General features: G+C 72.0%; 12 protein-coding genes. 5 read left to right on the top strand and 7 right to left on the bottom strand.

The features are described from left to right. Positions 1-8: 8 nt before the first annotated feature. Together BX285_RS18800 and BX285_RS18795 are read right to left on the bottom strand one after the other, a co-directional pair. A complete protein-coding gene (locus tag BX285_RS18800) occupies positions 9-503 on the bottom strand; it encodes a hypothetical protein (RefSeq protein ID WP_097240532.1) in 495 nt (164 codons plus the stop codon). Between the two features lie 617 nt (positions 504-1,120). Next, positions 1,121-2,062: a helix-turn-helix transcriptional regulator gene (locus BX285_RS18795; RefSeq protein WP_097239045.1), complete on the bottom strand. Its 942-nt coding sequence runs from the start codon at positions 2,060-2,062 to the stop codon at positions 1,121-1,123. A gap of 241 nt (positions 2,063-2,303) precedes the next feature. Here BX285_RS18795 and BX285_RS18790 point away from each other — a divergent pair, with 241 nt between their 5' ends. Then, positions 2,304-3,194 carry a hypothetical protein gene (locus BX285_RS18790; RefSeq protein ID WP_147465191.1) on the top strand — a complete coding sequence of 297 codons (891 nt, stop codon included), beginning with the start codon at positions 2,304-2,306 and terminating at the stop codon, positions 3,192-3,194. 333 nt (positions 3,195-3,527) lie between these two features. On the opposite strand, the gene BX285_RS18785 is transcribed toward BX285_RS18790, so the two are convergent. Together BX285_RS18785 and BX285_RS18780 are read right to left on the bottom strand one after the other, a co-directional pair. Continuing rightward, positions 3,528-4,148, bottom strand: coding sequence for a maleylpyruvate isomerase N-terminal domain-containing protein (locus BX285_RS18785; RefSeq protein ID WP_259470576.1), 621 nt, complete (start codon positions 4,146-4,148; stop codon positions 3,528-3,530). A 98-nt stretch (positions 4,149-4,246) separates the two neighbouring features. After that, entirely contained in the window at positions 4,247-5,149 is a 903-nt protein-coding gene (locus tag BX285_RS18780; protein ID WP_121175812.1) for an NAD(P)-dependent oxidoreductase, read from the bottom strand. A gap of 146 nt (positions 5,150-5,295) precedes the next feature. Between BX285_RS18780 and BX285_RS18775 the strand changes: the two genes are divergently transcribed. The 3 genes from BX285_RS18775 to BX285_RS18765 all read left to right on the top strand — a co-directional run bounded on the left by BX285_RS18775 (position 5,296) and on the right by BX285_RS18765 (position 8,440). Further along, entirely contained in the window at positions 5,296-6,354 is a 1,059-nt protein-coding gene (locus tag BX285_RS18775; RefSeq protein WP_121175810.1) for a GlxA family transcriptional regulator, read from the top strand. Positions 6,355-6,546: 192 nt separating this feature from the next. Next, positions 6,547-7,659 carry a serine hydrolase gene (locus tag BX285_RS18770; protein WP_121175808.1) on the top strand — a complete coding sequence of 371 codons (1,113 nt, stop codon included), beginning with the start codon at positions 6,547-6,549 and terminating at the stop codon, positions 7,657-7,659. A 4-nt stretch (positions 7,660-7,663) separates the two neighbouring features. Then, positions 7,664-8,440: a MerR family transcriptional regulator gene (locus tag BX285_RS18765; RefSeq protein ID WP_121177645.1), complete on the top strand. Its 777-nt coding sequence runs from the start codon at positions 7,664-7,666 to the stop codon at positions 8,438-8,440. Between the two features lie 156 nt (positions 8,441-8,596). Here BX285_RS18765 and BX285_RS18760 read toward each other — a convergent pair whose 3' ends face one another. From BX285_RS18760 to BX285_RS18750, 3 genes are all read right to left on the bottom strand, one after another. Next, positions 8,597-12,814: a glycoside hydrolase family 38 C-terminal domain-containing protein gene (locus tag BX285_RS18760; protein ID WP_121175807.1), complete on the bottom strand. Its 4,218-nt coding sequence runs from the start codon at positions 12,812-12,814 to the stop codon at positions 8,597-8,599. Positions 12,815-12,861: 47 nt separating this feature from the next. After that, on the bottom strand, positions 12,862-15,318 hold the full coding sequence (locus tag BX285_RS18755; RefSeq protein ID WP_121175804.1) for an endo-beta-N-acetylglucosaminidase: 2,457 nt from the start codon (positions 15,316-15,318) through the stop codon (positions 12,862-12,864). 274 nt (positions 15,319-15,592) lie between these two features. Further along, a complete protein-coding gene (locus BX285_RS18750) occupies positions 15,593-16,633 on the bottom strand; it encodes a LacI family DNA-binding transcriptional regulator (protein WP_097239036.1) in 1,041 nt (346 codons plus the stop codon). A gap of 137 nt (positions 16,634-16,770) precedes the next feature. Here BX285_RS18750 and BX285_RS18745 point away from each other — a divergent pair, with 137 nt between their 5' ends. Then, complete coding sequence (locus tag BX285_RS18745; protein ID WP_121175802.1) at positions 16,771-18,060, top strand: ABC transporter substrate-binding protein; 1,290 nt, start codon at positions 16,771-16,773, stop codon at positions 18,058-18,060. Positions 18,061-18,179 lie beyond the last annotated feature (119 nt).

Genomic DNA, 18,179 nt, shown 5'->3' with positions numbered 1-18,179 from the left:
GGCGGTGGTCAGCCGATGATCCGCAGTTCGAGGAGGGCTGCGGGCTTGCCGGTGCCGGTGCCGCTGCCGATCCCGACGCTGGCGCCGCCGGGGCCCTTGGCGATGTCGATGGTCTGGGAGACGCCTTCGCTGGTGAGTTTGGCGCTGACTGCGTAGTCGTCCGTGCGGATCCGGATGACGTTCGGCACTTCCAGGGCGAGGTAGCCGGTGTTGGTGGTGGCGCGGAAGCAGATCTGGTTGCCGCTCTCGTTGGGCAGGTCCATGCTCAGGACCTTGATCTGGTCGTCGACGGCGCAGTCCGACAGCAGGATGTGGCCGTCGCCGCGCAGCAGCTTGACGTTGCTGTAGGGGGCCGGGCCGGGGTAGGTGAAGTCCTCGACCGCGGGCGGTGCGGTGGAGTTGTCCGCGGGGGTGCCCTCGGCCGAGGCGAGCGCGGTGGCGCCGAGCGTGGTCGCCACCGCGACGGCGCCGGCGGCGATCCACCGGGACACGTGCTTTGCCATGACTATTCCTCTTCGTTCATCTCGTGTTGCCCGTTGGGCGGGTCCTCGGAATGCGGTGAACCGACCTGGACGGCAGGCGAACCGACTCGCTTCGACGGCGCGTCAAGGGGGGCGGAGGACACCTCGGAACGATCGCTTCGCCACCCCCGGCGATCACAACGGAATCCGGGCCATCGAACCAGAGAGTCTGACATTACGCCAACTTCCGACCCGTTCTGAGCAGGCACTATGTCACGTTTTCGAACAGCCTGGGCGCTTGCTGACGATGCGTCGGAATTTACTGACTATGCATGGCTAACGGCAGTCCATTGCAGGCCGCATACCTCTCAACTTCGCGAGTTCATGCACTTTCTGTCACGGCAGAATGTGTCGGTAAGCTCCACTGCGGCCTTATTCGGCCGACATCGACAGTGGAGGTTCCTGGTGCGTCATCCGACATCCCGTTCACGCCGGCCTTCACCGCCTGGCGAACGAGCGGGATCGGGATCTCCGAATGGTCGGCGAACTGGGTCATGTTCCACCCGGCCGGGAACTGCCGTAGGACCACGACACGCCCGTGGGAGAAGCGGCCTCCGCCCCCTGAACGGGCGGAGGCCGCTTTCGTGTTCCGGGGACCGTCAGCCGGCGTCCGGGGTCTCCGCCGTCGGTTCGGCGCCGGTCCAGCCCTGGTTGGCGTCGACGGTGGTGAGGGGGGCGACGGAGGTGGGGCCGGCGGTGCCGAAGGCGGCGCAGACGGGGTCGGCGGTGTCGACGGTGACCAGGGGGTCGCGCAGGCTGGTGTCGAGTTTGGTGTAGAGGAGGAGGGTGCCGCCGGTGGTCTGGGCCGGGGTGCCCGGTTGGACCGTCACCGGGTGCTGCCAGCGCCAGGCGCCCCAGGTGAGGGTCACCGGGGTGTCGGCGGGCTTGCCGTCGGGGCGGGCGAGCAGGGCGTAGACCTGGCCCTGGTAGCTGTGGTCGTACTGGTAGACCCAGTGGGTGCGGGCGTCGCAGCCGGAGCCGGCGGCCGGCCAGGGCAGCGGTGCGGGCGGCGGGACGACGACGACGGTGGGCAGTGCCCGGGAGGGTGTCGGCTGGGGGCCGGCCTCGGCCGAAGCGGTGTCGCGCGGGAGTCGGAGGCCCGTCAGCAGGCCTGCGGTGAGGCCGACGACGAGGGCTGCGGCCGCGGTGGCGGGCCGTGAGGTCCACCACCGCGGGGTGGCCGAGGAGACGGGCCGTAGGGCCGGCGGCCGGGGCGGTCCGGCGTCGGCGGGCCGTGCGGGGACGGAGCCGTCCTCCGAGGTGGCCGGCTCGCCCAGCGCGTCGCGCGCCCGCTCCCAGTGGTCGCGCCACGGGGCGGGGTCGGTCTCCCCGCAGGCCTCCAGGAAGGCCTCGACCGTCGCCCAGGTCGGCAGGTCCACGCCGCCGGCGGCCTCGGAGAGGACCGTGGTCGAGCGGTGCACGCGCCGGCTCATCGTGGCGAAGGTCGGGTCGCCGGCCCGCTCGCGCAGGGCGCGCAGTCGCAGGGCGAACTCCGCGACCGGCCCCGCGCCGGGGTCCAGGCTCCGTTGTCTGCGGCCCACCGGTGCTGCCCTCCCCCGTACTGCGGCTTCGCGCTGATTGATTGTCCGGACGAAATTGTCCGCAACCATCTGCCCGGTGACCAGGGGTTGATCTTTTTCCGTGATTGTTTGTCCGAGTCCCGACGGTGTTGGCCACGACCGACCGGCCCGCCACTGTGGTGGGCGCACCGGGACCGCCGGACTCACAGGTGCACCACCAGCCCCGTCCGGGAACCGTCCACACCCCTTCCGGGAGACCGCTATGAAACCCCTCGCACAGTGGCTCGGACGCATCGTCGCCACGCTGGCCGTCCTCGCGGGCGGGCTGGTGGCGTTCGCCGCGCCCGCCTCGGCCGCCACGATCTGCGGCAACTCGCCCGTCCCGCCCGGGCAGGTGATCACCGCCGAGCGCACGAGCAACAGTTGTGGTGGCTACCTGGAACTGACCGTCCAGCCGCCGTTCAACGGCATCGGCATCTGCGGCGGCTCCCCGATCCCGCCCGCCTACGTGATCACCTCGGAGCAGACCAGCAACAGCTGCGGCGGCCACCTGACCCAGACGATCAACATCGCCGCCTCGCGCATGGGCATCTGCATGGACTCCCCCATACCGCCGGGCTACGTGATCCTCTCCGAGCAGCAGACCAACAGCTGCGGCGGATACCTGGGCGGGTACATCAGCAACGAGCTGTTCCCCGGGATCGGCGTGTGCGCCGACTCGACCGTTCCGGCCGGCTGGGTGATCCTCGCCGAGAACCAGACCAACAGCTGCGGCGGGCACCTGGCCGAGACCATCACCAACAGCCTCTTCAACGGCATCGACGTCTGCGCCGACTCCACCGTCCCGGCCGGCTACGTCATCACCTCGGCGCAGCAGAGCAACGGCTGCGGCGGACACCTGTCGGAGAACCTCAACACGCCGTTCCCCGGCATCAACGTCTGCGGTGACTCGCCGATCCCGGCCGGGTACGTGATCACCTCGGCGCAGCAGAGCAACGGCTGCGGCGGGCACCTGGTGGAGATCATCACCAACAACCTGTTCAACGGCATCAACGTGTGCGCCAACTCGACGGTCCCGGCAGGGTGGTGGGTCGCGTCGATGTACACCACCAACGGCTGCGGCGGGTACCTGGGCGAGATCCTGCAGCACTGACGGCACCGGCGAACGCAGGTTCGTCACCCCTGATCCCCCGGCCCCGGTCGCCCGCAACCCCCGCAGGGCGACCGGGGCCGGGTCGTGGACTCCGCCAGGACGGCGGCCGCCCCCAGGGGGGAGGGGCGGCCGACCGCCGGCTCTGTCCGGCCGCCCGGGCGGGCGTCCGCCGGGGCTGCCGATCGGCACCCCCGCATGCGGCGGAGATCTGCCGATCGGCACTACCGGAGGACCGTGCGGAAGGGGGAGGGTGAGGGGCACCAGGGGCCGCCGAAGGAGTGGCCCGCAAGGAGGTGAGTCGCTTGCGCACGTCGACGTGGGGAGCCCCCGGGCTCAGCGCACCCGCCCGTCCCACTGCCAGCCCTCGGCCGGGCGACGGGGGTGCCCGGGGAGAGCGGTCCGGCCGGTGCACCAGAGCAGGGTCTCGGCGTTGCCGTGGCCCGTCGGCGCCTCCGGGAACAGCCTGGCCACGGCCGGGCCCGCAAGGTGCTCCGGTGGCTGCCAGTCGAGCTCGAATGCCTGGGTCAGGTCCCAGCCGTGGACGAGGAGTTCGACCACGGCCATGGCCGCGAAGCCCGGACCGTCCGCGTGGCCCCAGGGGTGCCAGGCCCTGGCCTCCGGCGGGGTGTCCCGCACGGTGGCGGCGAGCAGGCTGCCCGCGATGCGCAGGCCCTCCAGGCAGTGCGGGATCGGGGCGCCCGGGTCCAGGGAGCCGAACAGGGTGATGTAGCGGTCGGTGGGGCGAGCGGTCAGCAGGCCCGCGTAGCCCAGCACGCCGAGCGCGAGGTGGTCCAGCATGGCCCGGGCTGACCAGTCGCTGCCGGCGGCGTGACGAGTCCAGTCGGCATCGGCGGCCCGTTCGAGGACGCTGGTGGTCGTCGCGGCGGCCTCGACCACCAGCGCGGCCCAGTCGGCCCGGGAGAGCGGGGTGGTAGCGGGGCCGCTGACGCCCACAACGGAAGCAACGGGAACAACGGTATTCAGGGGAGGAACAGTTGACGGTTCGATGAGCATACGAACAGTATCCGGCATCAGCGTGGTGGAAGGAGCGCTCACTTCTCGATGACCTCGATGAGGCGCGCGTAACTGTCGGCCCCGTGGCCGGCGTCGATGGCCTGGCGGACGTGGCCGGCGAAGACCTCCGGCAGGGTGGTGTCGATGCCGCGCGCGTGGCTGGCGTGCAGCAGGTGCTCCATCGCGGCCAGGTGGATGTCCAGGCTGGCGTCGTCGCCCGGGTAGCTGCGGGCATCGGTCTGAGCGGCGTAGCGGCTGATGAACCCGGTCACCGCGCCGGACAGCCAACGGTTGGCCACCGGCGTGAAGTCGGCGGCCCGGACACCGTCCGCGCCGACCAGCGCGACGCCGTGCAGCCAGCCGCTCAGCGCGGACCACATCAGGCCGAGCAGCGCCGTGTCGTACAGGCCGGCGACCCCGGCGTCCGGACCGAGCTCCACCGGCTCGCCGAGGGCGGCGAGCGTCGCGTGATGGCGGGTCAGGACGTCCGGTGCGCCGCTGTAGAGCACCGTGGCGTCCGGGCCTCCGATGCCGGGCGGGGTGATCATGATGGCGCCGTCCAGGTAGGCCAGGCCCAGCCCGGCGGCCCACTCGGCCATCTCCCGGGCCTGCTCGGGCGAGCCGGAGGTGAGGTTCACCAGGGTCCGCCCGGCGAGCGCCGCCTCCTGACCGGCCAGCACGGAGCGCAGCGTGTCGTAGTCCAGCACACAGGCGACGATCAGCTGACTGGCCGTCACCGCGGCCTCGGGCGAGGCGGCTGCGACGGCACCGCGCGCGACCAGCGGCTCGGCCTTGGCGGCCGTACGGTTCCAGACGGTGGTCGGGTGGCCGGCGGCGAGGAAGGCGCCCGCCAGCGCGGTGCCCATCGCGCCGAGGCCGAGGACGATGACGGATTCACGCGCCGGCTCGTTGGACGACTCGTTCGACGGCTCGTTCGACATGGTGTTCTCCTGCTTCCGGTGGTTCAACGGGCCGGGCGCGCCCGGGCCTTGATCGACATCACCTACTTTCGCAATGGCCGAACGCCGCCGACAGTGGCAGGATTGCCCTTTACCGAACGGTTCCTGCCAGGGAGGTATCCACCGCCATGTCCGTTCCCACCACCGGTCCCACCGCTGGTCCCGGCTTCGGCCCCGCCACTGGTCCCGGCACCGTGGCCGTCGCCGTCCTCGACCATGCCGAGCTCCCGCTCTGGGACCTGTACGAACTCGGCATGGCCTGCGCGGTCTTCGGCATCCCGCAGCCCGAGCTCGCCGACCGCTGGTACGAACTGCGACTGTGCGCCGAGACCCCGGACGCCCCGGCCCCGCCCCGGGCCCCCGGCGGCTTCGGCTTCTCGCTGCGCGCCGAGTACGGCTGGGACGCGCTCGCCGGGGCCGACACCGTGATCGTCACCTCCGTCCCGGACACCTGTGTGACCGGCGAACGCGAGGTGCCGCCCGCGCTGGTGGCCGAACTCCGTCGCGCCGCCCAGGCCGGCGCACGGATGGTGTCCCTGTGCACCGGCGCCTTCGCGCTCGCGGCCGCCGGCCTGCTGGACGGCCGACGGGCCACCGCGCACTGGTCGCACACCGCCGACCTGGCCCGCCGCTACCCTGCCGTCACCGTGGACGACGGCGTGCTCTACGTCGACGACGGCGACGTGCTCACCAGCGCCGGCGTCGCCGCCGGGCTCGACCTCTGCCTGCACCTCGTCCGGCGCGACCTCGGCGCCCACGTGGCCAACCAGCTGGCCCGCAAGCTGGTGGTGCCCGCCCACCGCCCGGGCGGACAGGCCCAGTTCGTCGACCTCGCCATCCCCGTGGCCGACGACGACAGCCTCTCCCCCGTCCTCTCCTGGGCCACCGAGAACCTCGACCGCCCCATCACCACCGACGAGTTGGCCCGCCGGGCCAGGATGAGTCCACGCACCTTCTTCCGCCGCCTCCAGGCCGCCACCGGCACCACCCCGCTCCAGTGGCTCCTCAACCAGCGCCTCGCCCGCGCCCAGTCCCTCCTCGAAGCCACCGACCTGCCCGTGGAACAGATCGGCGAACGCAGCGGCCTGGGCAGCGCCACCAACCTCCGCCGCCACTTCACCGCCCGCGTCGGCGTCACCCCCACCGACTACCGCCGTGCCTTCCGCTCCCCGACCGCCTCGATCTGACCGGAGTTCCACCCCGGCCGTGGCAGGCCCGGTCAGCACCGATCAGTGCCGGGCCGTTCCGATCAGTGCCGGTCCCCGTCGGGGTCGGGTGCTGTGAGCCGGGACACAGTTGAGGTTGACCCTGGGTCAGGGTGAAAGCTCCTCGCAACGGCCCGACAGCGAGTCGGGACCGTCCCACCTGGAGGAGCAATCATGACCGTCACCCTTTCCGTGCAGGGGCAGCACCGTCCGGAGCTGCGGCAGGCGATGGAGGAGATCGTCGCGTCGGGGTTCCTCGGCGTGCAGCTGCGGGTGAATGACGAGCGGGGCGAGTGGGTCGGCGGAGCCGGGGTGCGCGAACTGGGCGGGACCTCCGCGCCGTTGACCGAGGGACACTTCCGGGTCGGCAGCATCACCAAGAGCTTCGTCGCGACCACGGTGCTCCTGCTGGTGGCCGAGGGCAGGATCGGCCTCGATGCCCCCGTCGACGGCTACCTGCCCGGGTTCGGGCTGGACCGGCGGATCACCGTGCGGATGCTGCTGCAGCACACCAGCGGCATCTTCAACCACACCGGCGAGCTCGGCGCGGACGGGACCTTCGAGCCCGGGGTCGCCTGGCGGGGCAAGGAGTGGGTGGACGGTCGGTTCCGCTCCTACCCGGCGGAGGAGCTGGTGCGGCTGTCGCTGTCCAAGCCGCCGCGGTTCGCGCCGGGGACGGACTGGAGCTACGCCAACACCAACTACGTGCTGGCCCGCCTGGTGGTCGAGAGCGTCACCGGCCGTCCGTTCGCCGAGGAGTTCCGGCGGCTGGTCCTGCGACCGCTGGGCATGACCGGCACGGTGGCGCCGGGCACCTCCCCGGAGCTCCCCGAGCCGCACCACCACGGCTACTACCGCTACGAGGACGCCGGGCAGCAGAGGACGATCGACATCACCCGTCACAACCCCTCCTGGGTGTCGGGCGGCGGCGACATGATCTCCACCACCCGGGACCTGCACACGTACTTCTCCGCCCTGATGGGCGGCAGGCTGCTGCCCGCCGGGCTGCTGGCGGAGATGCGCACCCCGGAGGCGAAGGCCGGCTACGGCCTGGGCGTGTTCGTCCAGGACACGGGCGCAGGCGGCACCCTCTTCCACCACAACGGCGCCACCATCGGCTCGGCCGCGCTGATGTACAGCACGCCCGACGGCCGCACCACCCTCACCGCCGGGCTGAACTACGTGGACGACCCCGACGTGTCCATAGCCGCGGCGTTCCAGCAGGCCCAGCAGCGCCTCGTCAACGAGGTCTTCCGTGGCGGACCGGCCGAACACGAGGCAGGCTGAACGGATGATCAACGGAGTCACGATAGGACAGGCGGCGGCGTTCGTCGGCGTCACGGTGAAGACGGTGCGGCACTACCACCGGCACGGGCTGGTCGCCGAACCGGAGCGCGACGGCTCCGGCTACCGCCGGTACGGCTCGGAGGAGTTGCTCCGGCTGGTCCAGGTCCGGACGCTGGCCGCCGCCGGGGTGCCACTCGCCGAGATCGGGCCCCTCCTCGACGCCGACGCGGACGACTTCGCCGCCACCCTCGCCGACGTCGAACGGCGCCTCACCGAACGGATCGCCGACCTCACCGCACGCCGCGACACCCTGCACCGCCTCGCCGCCGGCGACCGCGCCCTCCTGCCCGACCGCGCCTGCACCATCCTGGAACGCATGCCCGGCCTCGGCTTCGGCCCCGACTACGTGGCCGCCCAACGCGAAGCCCTGGTCCTCGCCCGGGCGCTCGTACCGGAGGGCTTCGACGGCTTCCTCACCCAACTCGAACACCGTCTCGACGACCCCGAGTCCGTCGAACTGACCAAACGCGGCTGGGAAGCCGAGTCCTGGGAACCGGACGACCCGCGGATCGAAGAACTCGCCACCGCCATGGCCGACCACTACCTCGCCAACCCCGCCCTCCTCGGCAACCCCGCCAGCCTCCGCGCCTGGAGCAGGGCCGCCGCCCAATACCGACTGATCAACAACCACCGCGAAGCCCAGGCACCCATCTCCGCCCGCCTCACCGCCCTCACCGAGGCCAAACTCCGTGCCGCCGGCTTCCCCCTCCCCCACCGCTGACGACCCCACCCGCGGCCGCCCACCCGCCACCCGCCGCCGTCCGCGCACCCGCCAGCCGCCGCCCGCTGAAACCGTCGGCGCCTCAGTGGCGGTCGTGGTCGTCGGGTGGGGCACTGGGCGGGAGGGGGTAGCCGTCGAGCAGGCCGAGGACGGCCGTCATGCCTCCACCACCAGGGCCACCGTCGGGGCGTACTGGCAGCGGCCGAACCACATCACCTTGGCGAGGGCCCAGAACGAGCCGGGCTCTGCGGATTCGGCGGCGGACACCGTGAAGTCGACCACCGTGGAGGAGCCGGCCGGAACGGTGAAGCCGCGGACCGGGTCGGCGACAGCCTCCCAGGTGCCCCAGGGCGAGACCAGTTGCAGCTCGCCGCGGATCTCGCCGCGGGTGCGGTTGGTGAGGGTGAGGCTCAGCACGGATCGGCCGCCGGGGGTGACGCGGACGGTCTCGGTGGAGACGGTGACGTCCAGGCCGGTGGCACGTCCGGTGGTGGCCTTGGTGCCCTGGGCGGCCGTCCAGTCCTCGGGGGCGTCCCCGGGGAGGGGCAGCAGGTCGGGCAGGTCGCCGACGGCGATCGTGACCACGTCCTCGATCTGCTGGCCGCCGTGTTCGATCCGGACGGCGGCGAAGTGCAGCCCGGGCTGGGCGTCGGCCGGCGGGGTGAGGGTGACCGGGAAGCGCAGGTGCCCAGCGGGTGCGAGCCGGTACGGGCGGCTGCCGAGGCTGGTGGCCCAGCCCTCGGGCGGCAGTACGGTGGCCGTGCCCTCGACGGCTGCGTCCTGCAGCTGCGAGGAGAGGGCGACGGAGAGCGTCACCGCCTCCCCCGCCGTCCGCAGCAGCCCGGGCGAGGCCCCGACGGACACCGGAAGGTAGCCGAGCGGTGCCGGGCCCCGGTTGTGCAGCCAGTAGCGGGCATGGACCGGCTGGGCGGGTTCGGCGGTCGGTCCGAGCGTCGGTCCGTCGGCCGGTGCCGTGACGCTGGGCGCGGCGAGCAGGGTGGCGATCCGGGAGCCGGGGAGGTTCAAGTCGGCTGGACCGTACGGGTGTTCCAGCAGGTCGGCGGAGCGCAGGTCACCCAGGCCCAGAGCGCCGCCGAGCTGTGCCGTCCGCCCGAGGCCCGTGGACTCGACCAGGCGCACGGTGAGGTCGCCCCTGCCGTCACACCCGGCCGGGGCCGCCGAGCCCCGTGCGATCGGGTTTCCGGCCGGTTTGAGGGCGCCGAGCAGCACCTCGCGCTGCGGCTCGACCCGCAGCCAGGAGAGGGTGGCCGGGAGTGGGCCGTCCTGGGCCGAGGTGATCCGCGCGTACAGCGGGTGGTTGAACTCCTGGCCCTGCGCGGGCAGGGTCTGGTCCCGCCAGTCGCCCTCACCGCCCACCAGTGCGTAGCTGAACTCATGGGTCCAGTGCTGGAGTTGGAAGGAGGTAGCGTCGGGCAGGGTGCGCCGGGGCGGGTCGATCCAGACGCCGGACGGCCAGCCGGTGCAGGACCGCATCAGCGACAGGTGCAGGGCGCCGGTGGTGTCCACCGCGAAGCCGGGCAGGCCGAAGCTGAGCAAGGCCACGGTGTGGTCGGCGAGTTGGTCGTCGACAGCGGACGGGCGGACGACGGAGGGGCAGACGACGGTGATCCGGGCGTCGGCGAGGTCGTCGACCAGCGAGGAGGGGTCGGACACGATCAGCGCGGGCAGCGACCGCAGGTCGCGCAGGTCGGCATCCGGCCGCCAGACCTCGGCGAGCGGGGTCAGCGCCGGCACCCACACCGCGCCGTGCGCCTTGAGCACGGCCGCGCACTCCTCGCCCGCCTGCTCGATCAACTCCCGTGCCACGTCGTTGACTTCGGGCGCACCGACGACGATCCGGAAGTCCGGCAGGTTGGAGTCCACCGCCAGCCAGCCGTACCGGGCCCAGTCCGCCGCCGAGGTCGTGGCGGTGACCCCGACCCGGGCGAGGGCGACCACCAGCGGGCGGGCGTCGGCGGCTTCGTCCAGGGTCGGGACGACGACTTCCGCCACGCCGAGGGCGCGCGAGCCGATCACCGTCCCGGTCGTGTCGGTCAGCACGGCCCGCGCCGTGGCGCCCACCCCGAACCAGGTGTGGGCCGGATTGTCCAGCGTCCACGGCGCCTCCGCCGAGTCCACCTCGGGCATCGCGAAGCCGCGCCCGATGACCGCGCCCGCGACCTCGCTCACCGGCAGGCCGCCGGGGACGTCGACCGGGAAGCGCAGCCGTAGCAGCCGGTCGGCGCCGGAGTGGTCCAGGACCCGGGTGCGGCAGTCCACCCGGTCGAGGCCGCGCCACAGCGTCACGGTCTGCGCGTACCGGACGGAGTCGACCGTCCCCTCGATCACCAGGCGCTCGCCGAGCGGCCCGGTCTCCCGGCGGACGGATGCAGCCGGGGCCCCGGAATCGCCGGAGCCGACGACCGGGCCGCTCGGCACCAGGTGCCAGGGGCCCTCGCCGAAGTCGGGGTGCTGCGGGTACTCCTCGTACACCCGCAGTTCGTTGCCGATCCGGCCGTCCTGGATCAACTCCCGCTCGCACCGGAGGTCGTAGACGGAGCAGAGCCCGCCGCCGCGCGCCGGGTCGGCGGTGACCCGGTACCGCTGGTTGGTGATGCAGACGCCCTCCACCGCCGTCCAGGGCTGCTCCGCGTCGCCGTCCACCAGGCGCCAGGTGCGCCAGCCGAGCGCCGGCACGGAGGAAGCGAGGAACCGCAGCGTCCCCCGGTCGACGGCGCTCGGTACGGCCGCACCTACATCGTCCACGACCCTCACCGACCGTACACCGGCAGGGAGTTCGACCGTCACCAGGTCACTCCGGTCGAAGGAGAGCGTGTTGGTGACCACGACGGCCGCCCCCTCCCCCACCGTGGAGATCCGCGCCGTGAGCGCGTCCAGCGAAGCGTCCCGGACGGCGGCGGCCAGGTCGTACGCCTCCCGCCAGCCGCCCAGCAGGTCCAGGTACACCTGGTCCGACTCGGAGCCGGTGATGGCGTCGTGGTGGGCGCCGTAGGCGAGGTGGCGCCAGACCTTGTCCAGCGCCGCGCTCGGGTAGCGGCCGAGTCCGTGGACGGCGGCGAGGGTGGCGAGCTTCTCGGCGTCCACCGCCGCGACCTCGCCGGCCCGTTGGGCCTGCTTGGTGTCGATGTAGGAGACGTCCTTGCCGGTGTAGACCGGGTTCATGTCGCGGGTCTGGGGGCTGGGTCGCCGTCCCGTCGAGGCGAGTTCGGCGCGGACGGCGTCGAGGAAGTCGCGCGGGGTGGCGCAGACGAACCGGGGCCAGAGGTACTTGGCCGGCCAGGAGCGGTGGATCTCGGTGACCCACTTGTTCGGCGGGGTGTAGTCCGTCCCGACGGGCAGCAGCAGGTTCTTCGTGGCGCCGACGGGCTTGAGCTTGCGGTACAGCGCGTAGACGGCCTGCTCGGCGGTGGCGAGATCGGGCGAGGAGTCCATCCACCAGCCGGCCGAGTAGTGGTGCGGCATGTAGTGGGTGAGCACGCCCTCGCCGCCGGGGGCGATCCACTCGAACTCGCTCGGGAACTGCATCACCCGGGCGTCGTCCTCGGCCTCGCGGAAGTTCTTCTGGATCGGGCCCCACTGGTGGAACGGGCCGCGGGCCCAGGCGCTGCCGGTGAGGCCGGCCGCGGCGAGGTGGCCGGGGAACTGCGGGTCGTGTCCGAACACGTCGAGCTGCCAGGCGGTCTGCGGGTCGCCGCCGAGGATGTCGCGCTGGTAGCCGATGCCGTGGACGAGGTTGCGGATGGTGGCCTCGGCGCCGGTGAGGTTGGTGTTCGGCTCGTTGTAGGTGCCGCCGACGAGTTCGACCTGCCTCCGCTCCAGCAGCAGCCGCAGGGTCGCGCGGCGTTCGGGATGCTGGTCGAAGTACGGCTTCAGGTAGTCGACTTCGGCGAGGACGAACTTGTACACCGGGTCCCGCAGGGCGAGGTCCAGGTGGGCGTCGACGAGTGCGAAGCCGTTGCGCTCCCAGCGGGGCCGGGTGGTGGCGTCGGCGGCGAGCAGGTCCCATGGGGAGGTGTAGGCAGCCTGGGTGTTCCACCAGACCGGGTCGTAGTGGAAGTGCGAGACCAGGAACATCGTCCAGCCCGGTTCGGCAACCTCCAACACCCCTTCCGCACGGGCGTCTTCGCAGCCGACCGTGACCGGGATCCGGTCGCCCGGCCGGGCTTCGGCGGCGATCTCCAGCGGGACTTCGACCGGCCCCGTGCCGGTCGCCTCGCCGCGGACGCCCGGGCCGCTGACGGTGATCCGGGCGGCGGCCGGGCCCTCGATCGTCACCCGCAGGAGCTGGCGCGGGGCGTCCTCGGGGCCGACGAACAGGTCGGTGCTTTCTACGGCGGTGATGGTGACCGGCACGGGGGTGGTCCTTTCCGGAGATCGAACTTCCGAAGACCAGGGCGGGGCTATACGCCCCAGGCCTCGAACTCGTAGATGCGGGCGGCCGGATCGGTGGTCTGGGTCGGCTTGGTGACGACCAGCCGCACGTAGCGGGCGGTGGTGTTCACCGGATGGGTGGTGGTACCGGCGGTGTTGCCGGTGACGGTGGCGACCGTCGTCCAGGGGTCGCTCGTGCCGGACCGGACCTGGACGGAGAAGTCACGGGTGTTGTACGAGGCGCTCTCGCCGCCCGCCGACGCGTGCTTGACCACGAACTTCGACAGCTGCTTCGCCGAACCGAGGTCCACCTCAAGCCACTTGGCGGAGGTCAGCGTGCACCACTTGTCGCTGTTGCCACCGCTCACACTGCCGTTGACGGCCTTGCCCGGGCCCTCGTTGGTGTTGCACTGGCCGGAGGCGGTGGCCGGCCGGTTGAGCGCCAGGTTGGCGGAGGTCGGCGGCGTGCTGTTCCACCCCACGCTCGTCGAGGCCGCGTTGGAGCGTCCGTAGGTGGTGGACACGGCCTCGACGTCCAGCGTGGTGGCCGCTTCGCCGCCGGCCCGGTCGAGGCGGCCGACGAAGTAGGCGTCGTTGGGCGTCGCGCCGAGGAAGGTCCGGCTGCCGTCGGCGTTGCGCCGGTACACCTCGTAGTGGTGCACGTTGCCGCCGGGCGCCGCCGTCCAGGACAGCCGCAGGGACTGGCTGGAGCCGGCCGTCACGTCGCTCGCGCCGAGCACGGTGAGGCCGCTCGGCGCCGCCGGGGTCTCCGCCGCGCCGTCGTACACGGCGATTCGGCCGACCCGCAGGTCGTACGCGGGGTCGGAGCCCTCGACCCGGAGTGCGATCTGGGCGATGGTGCGGCCCGCGTACGGGGAGAGGTCGAGGGTGTGGCGCTCCCAGCCGCTGCCGGCGTCCGCTCCGACGTCGATCGTGGTGAAGCTGTTCGGCGCGTCGGTGAAGGCGACGGCGGCCTTGAGCTTGGTCGGCCCGGCGGCCGGGGTCTTGACGACCAGGTCCAGCTTGGTGGTGGCGGCGACCGGCAGCTTGGTCTCGTACAGCCGGACGGTGTTGGCGGCGTCCAGGGTGCCGGTGAGCCGCAGCGAGGAGCCGCCCTGGTAGGAGTCCGTGAAGTCGACGGACGGGGTCAGCCTGCTGCCGCCGGAGTCGACCACCCAACGGTAGGTGGGCGGGACGTCCTGGAGCGAGAGGTTGTTCCAGCCGCCGGTGGCGACCCGGATGCCGGCCGCGTTGTAGAAGTCGCCCTGCCCGGTGTCGAAGTTGGTGACGAAGGGCTTGGCGGTGATCGGTGAGGACTCGGCGACGTAGCCGGCCAGGCCGGGCCAGCTCGACGAAAGATCCGTACGGGACGGGTCGTTGGCGGCGCCGACCCAGTAGCGGGCGTCCTTGGCGTAGAAGTCGGCGCGGTCGGTGGCGGACTTCCAGGTCCACTCCGGGCGGTAGAGGCCCAGCGAGGTGGTGTGCGGGCTGCCGGGCGGGAAGAGGGTGTTCCAGTCCACCGAGGAGTTGTAGCCGTTGGCCTCGGTGTCGATGCCGGAGTAGAGCTCGTACTCGCTGCGGCCGAGTTGGCGGGCGAGTGTGCGCGAGGAGTCCAGGCCGCCGGCCGACCAGTCGAAGTTCAGGAACATCGAGTCCGAGGTCCGCTTCGAACCGTCCTGCAGGAAGGGCGAGTTGGCGGAGGTGAGGGCGTTCTGCCAGTTGACCGAGCCGGAGGTGGTCATCGCGTCGTACCACATGAACTCGGTGCCGCTCTGCGCCTTGGTGTACTGCATGAGGTTGCGCAGCTCGCCGGCGAGGGTCGAATCGCCGCCGCCGGTCTCCTGGTTGATGAACCAGCCGTCGAAACCGTAGTACTGCGCGGCCTGGGTGAGCTTGTCGGCGACGGGGTAGCGGCTGCCGGACTTCTGGACGAAGTCGCGCACCCACTGGAGCTGGCCGCCGTACGCGGCGGGCGGGAAGAGGACGGTGCCGTAGACCTTGACGCCGTTGCGGTGAGCGGCGTCGATCACCGTCGGGTTGGGGGCGAGGATCAGACCCTCGCTCGCCGAGCCGCCCCAGAACACCAGCTTGTCGACGTACTGCCAGTAGCCGAAGGCGTAGTAGTTGGGGTCGCCGGAGCCCTGCGAGGGGTTGTTGGAGGTGGGGGCGAAGGAGACCAGCGAGGCGACCTTCCCTTCGCCGGTACGGGCGTTGGGGTTGGCCTTGAGCACCGGGTCGCTGGTGCGCGGCTGGAGCGGGACGCGGGAGCGGTTGAAGCGGGCGTCCGGGTCGGTGGCCGGGTCCCAGGTGAGGATGGTGCCGGGGTACCAGTAGGAGGCGAAGGGCTGGCTGCCCGGGCCGGCCGCGGCGGTCGGCGCCACCGCGGAAGCCGCGGCCGGTGGCGGCGCGGCCCAGGCCGCGGGGGTGGCGGTCAGCACCGCCGTCGTTAAGGCGGCGCTGAGCAGCAGAGGAAGGCGTCGTGACATGCGGGGCTCCGATCGCGCGGAGGGGGTGGGGGCGGGCCGGCCGTCGCGTACGGGGCCCGGGGTGCATGCGGGCGGTGCCGGTGCTGGAAACGCGTGCCAGGAAACGCGTGCCGGGAAACGCGTGCCGGAAGGCCGAAGGATTCCGGAGCAGAGCGCGCCGAGCGGGCCCGCTCGGCGCTGCGAGGCTAAACCGGTTCAGAATCGCTGTCAACGACTCGCGCAGCAACCACTCCGGAGGAGGAACCGGAGCTGGAACCCGCGACGGACGCGCGGCTCAGGCCACGGAACCGGCTCCGCCACCCCCCGGCGGCGAGGTGGACTCCCGCACGGTCAGCCGCGGTGTCGGCATCTGCAGGTCCCGCCCCGGCCCGGCCTCGTCCAGCGCCTCCAGCAGGCTGCGCGCGACCTGCTCGCCGAGCGCGAAGGTGTCCCGGCTGAGCGCGGTCAGCGGCGGGTGGACGATCCGGGCCAGCACCGAGTCGTCGAAGGAGACGATGGACAGCTCCCCGGGCACCGCGACGCCCATCTCCCCGGCCACGCCGAGCCCCGCGACGGCCATCACGTCGCTGTCGTACACGATCGCGGTGGGCCGCCGGGCCCGGGAGAGCAGGGTGCGGGTGGCGGCCGCGCCCTCGGCGTCGCTGAAGTCGGTGGGCACCGACACCGCCTCCTCCAGGCCGAGCCGGCGCGAGGCGTCGCGCAGCGCGCGGATCCGCCGCTGGGTGTGCTGGAAGTGCGGCAGCCCGGCGAGGTGGGCGATCCGGCGGTGCCCGATGGCGGCCAGGTAGTCGACGATCGAGAGCATCGCCTCCCGGTCGTCGGCCCAGATCCGCAGCTGGTTGCCGCCCTTGCCGGGCCCGCCCAGGACGACGGCGGGCAGCCCGAGTTCGTCCAGCACCGGCAGCCGCGGGTCCTTGACCTGCAGGTCGACCAGGACGAAGCCGTCGACCCGGTGCTCGGAGGCCCAGCGGCGGTAGACCTCGATCTCGGCGGCGGTGTCCTCGACGACCATCAGGTGCAGCGCGACGGAGCTCGCCGAGAGCACCGCCTGGAGCCCGGAGAGCAGTTGGCTGAAGAACGGCTCGACGCCGATGGTGCGGGCCGGGCGGGCGATCACCAGCCCGACGGCGTCGGCCCTGGCGCCGCCGAGGGCGCGGGCGGCGCTGTGCGGGCGCCAGTTCATCTCCTCGGCGACCCGCAGGATCCGGGCCCTGGTCGCCTCGCTCACGCCCGGCCGGCCGTTGAGCGCGAAGGACACCGCGCCCTTGGAGACACCGGCCTGGCGGGCGATGTCGGCGATCGTCGGTCTGCCCACAGATCCCGACTCCTCTCTTGACAGCCAAGTTTAGGCCGGAGCATAGTCCCTGCCAGAGCTGGACCGGTTTAGTTATGCAGGTTCTGAAACACACCCCCCACCCCATCCCAGAACCCCAGGACCACCGGGAGACCCTCATGCGAAGAATTTGGGCGGCACTGACGACAACGGCCCTCACCGCCGCCGCACTCACCGGCTGCGGGCTCGGCTCCGGCGACACCGGGAACAGCGACAGTGTGGCGAGTGCGGCCGCCACCGGCGAGGTCAAGGGCAAGGTCTCGCTCCAGACCTGGGCGCTCAAACCGAAGTTCACTGCCTACATGCAGGGCGTCATCGACGGCTTCAAGAAGAAGTACCCCGGCGTCGAGGTCGAATGGCTCGACCAGCCCGGCGAGGGCTACTCCGACAAGGTGCTCAGCCAGGCCGCCGCCGGCACCCTGCCCGACGTGGTCAACCTCCCGCCCGACTTCGCCCTCCCGCTCGCCAGGAAGGACCTCCTGCTGGACGTCGCCAAGGCCGACCCCAAGCTCGCCGACGAGTACGTCGCCGGCGGCGTCGACGCCTACCGCTACGCCGGCCTCCAGGGCACCTTCGGCTACCCCTGGTACCTCAACACCGATGTCAACTACTGGAGTTCGGACCTCCTCACGCAGTACGGCCTGGACCCGAAGAAGCCTCCGACCACCCTGGACGAACTGATCGCCCAGGCTCGGGTGATGAAGGAGAAGTCCGGCGGCAAGGCCTACTTGATGAGCCGCAAACCCGGCATCGGCGACCTCTACAACGCCGGTGTGAAGATCATGTCCGACGACGGCAAGAGCTTCACCTTCAACACCCCCGAGGCCGCCGCGCTGCTCGACAAGTACCGCGACGCCTTCAAAGCGGGCCTGCTGCCGAACGACGTCCTGACCAACACCTACGCCGGCAACTCCAAGCTCTTCAACGCCGGCACCGTCGCCTGGACGACCGCCGGCGCCAACTACATCACCAGCCTCGCCACCGACAACCCGACGCTCGCCCCGAAGGTCGTCCCGTCCCCCGCGATGGCCACCCCGCCGCTGTACGTCCAGGGCCTGTCCATCCCCAGAAGCACCAGGAACCCGGCCGCCGCGGTCGCCCTCGCCCGCTGGGTCACCAGCGCCGAGAACCAGGCCGCCTTCGCCCACCTGACCAGCATCTTCCCGTCCACCAAGGCTTCGGCGAACGACCCGTTCTTCAGCAGGAGCGACGGCGGCAACGCGGGCGACGCCAAGGTGATCGCCTTCAAGTCGCTGGCCGAGGCCAAGCTCATCCAGCCGGTCCAGGTCGACGACGCGATGAGCACCATCGTCAACCAGCAGATCGCCCTGGCCATGAGCGGCGACGCCGGCTCCAAGCAGGCGCTGGACTCCGCCGTCGAGCAGTGCAACAAGCTGCTCAAGGGCTGAGCCCGCGCCCGGGGCTGATCCCCGCTCCCACACAACCGCCCCACCCGGCACCGGCGCAGCGGCGGGCCCCGCACACCCGCCGCTCCCGGGAACGACCCGCACCCGCCCCGCACCCGCAC

The sequence above is a fragment of the Streptomyces sp. 1114.5 genome (assembly GCF_003635085.1).
In the GTDB taxonomy this organism is placed as follows: Bacteria; Actinomycetota; Actinomycetes; order Streptomycetales; family Streptomycetaceae; genus Kitasatospora.
Note: the sequence above shows the minus strand (reverse complement) of the source record. Positions and strands in the feature narration are given on the sequence as shown.

Bases quoted from the DNA above. Each gene is read 5' to 3' on its own strand.
- BX285_RS18800 (WP_097240532.1), bottom strand. From the start codon at position 503: ATGGCAAAGCACGTGTCCCGGTGGATCGCCGCCGGCGCCGTCGCGGTG.
- BX285_RS18790 (WP_147465191.1), top strand. From the start codon at position 2,304: ATGAAACCCCTCGCACAGTGGCTCGGACGCATCGTCGCCACGCTGGCC.
- BX285_RS18780 (WP_121175812.1), bottom strand. From the start codon at position 5,149: ATGTCGAACGAGCCGTCGAACGAGTCGTCCAACGAGCCGGCGCGTGAA.
- BX285_RS18775 (WP_121175810.1), top strand. From the start codon at position 5,296: ATGTCCGTTCCCACCACCGGTCCCACCGCTGGTCCCGGCTTCGGCCCC.
- BX285_RS18770 (WP_121175808.1), top strand. From the start codon at position 6,547: ATGACCGTCACCCTTTCCGTGCAGGGGCAGCACCGTCCGGAGCTGCGG.
- BX285_RS18765 (WP_121177645.1), top strand. From the start codon at position 7,664: ATGATCAACGGAGTCACGATAGGACAGGCGGCGGCGTTCGTCGGCGTC.
- BX285_RS18755 (WP_121175804.1), bottom strand. From the start codon at position 15,318: ATGTCACGACGCCTTCCTCTGCTGCTCAGCGCCGCCTTAACGACGGCG.
- BX285_RS18745 (WP_121175802.1), top strand. From the start codon at position 16,771: ATGCGAAGAATTTGGGCGGCACTGACGACAACGGCCCTCACCGCCGCC.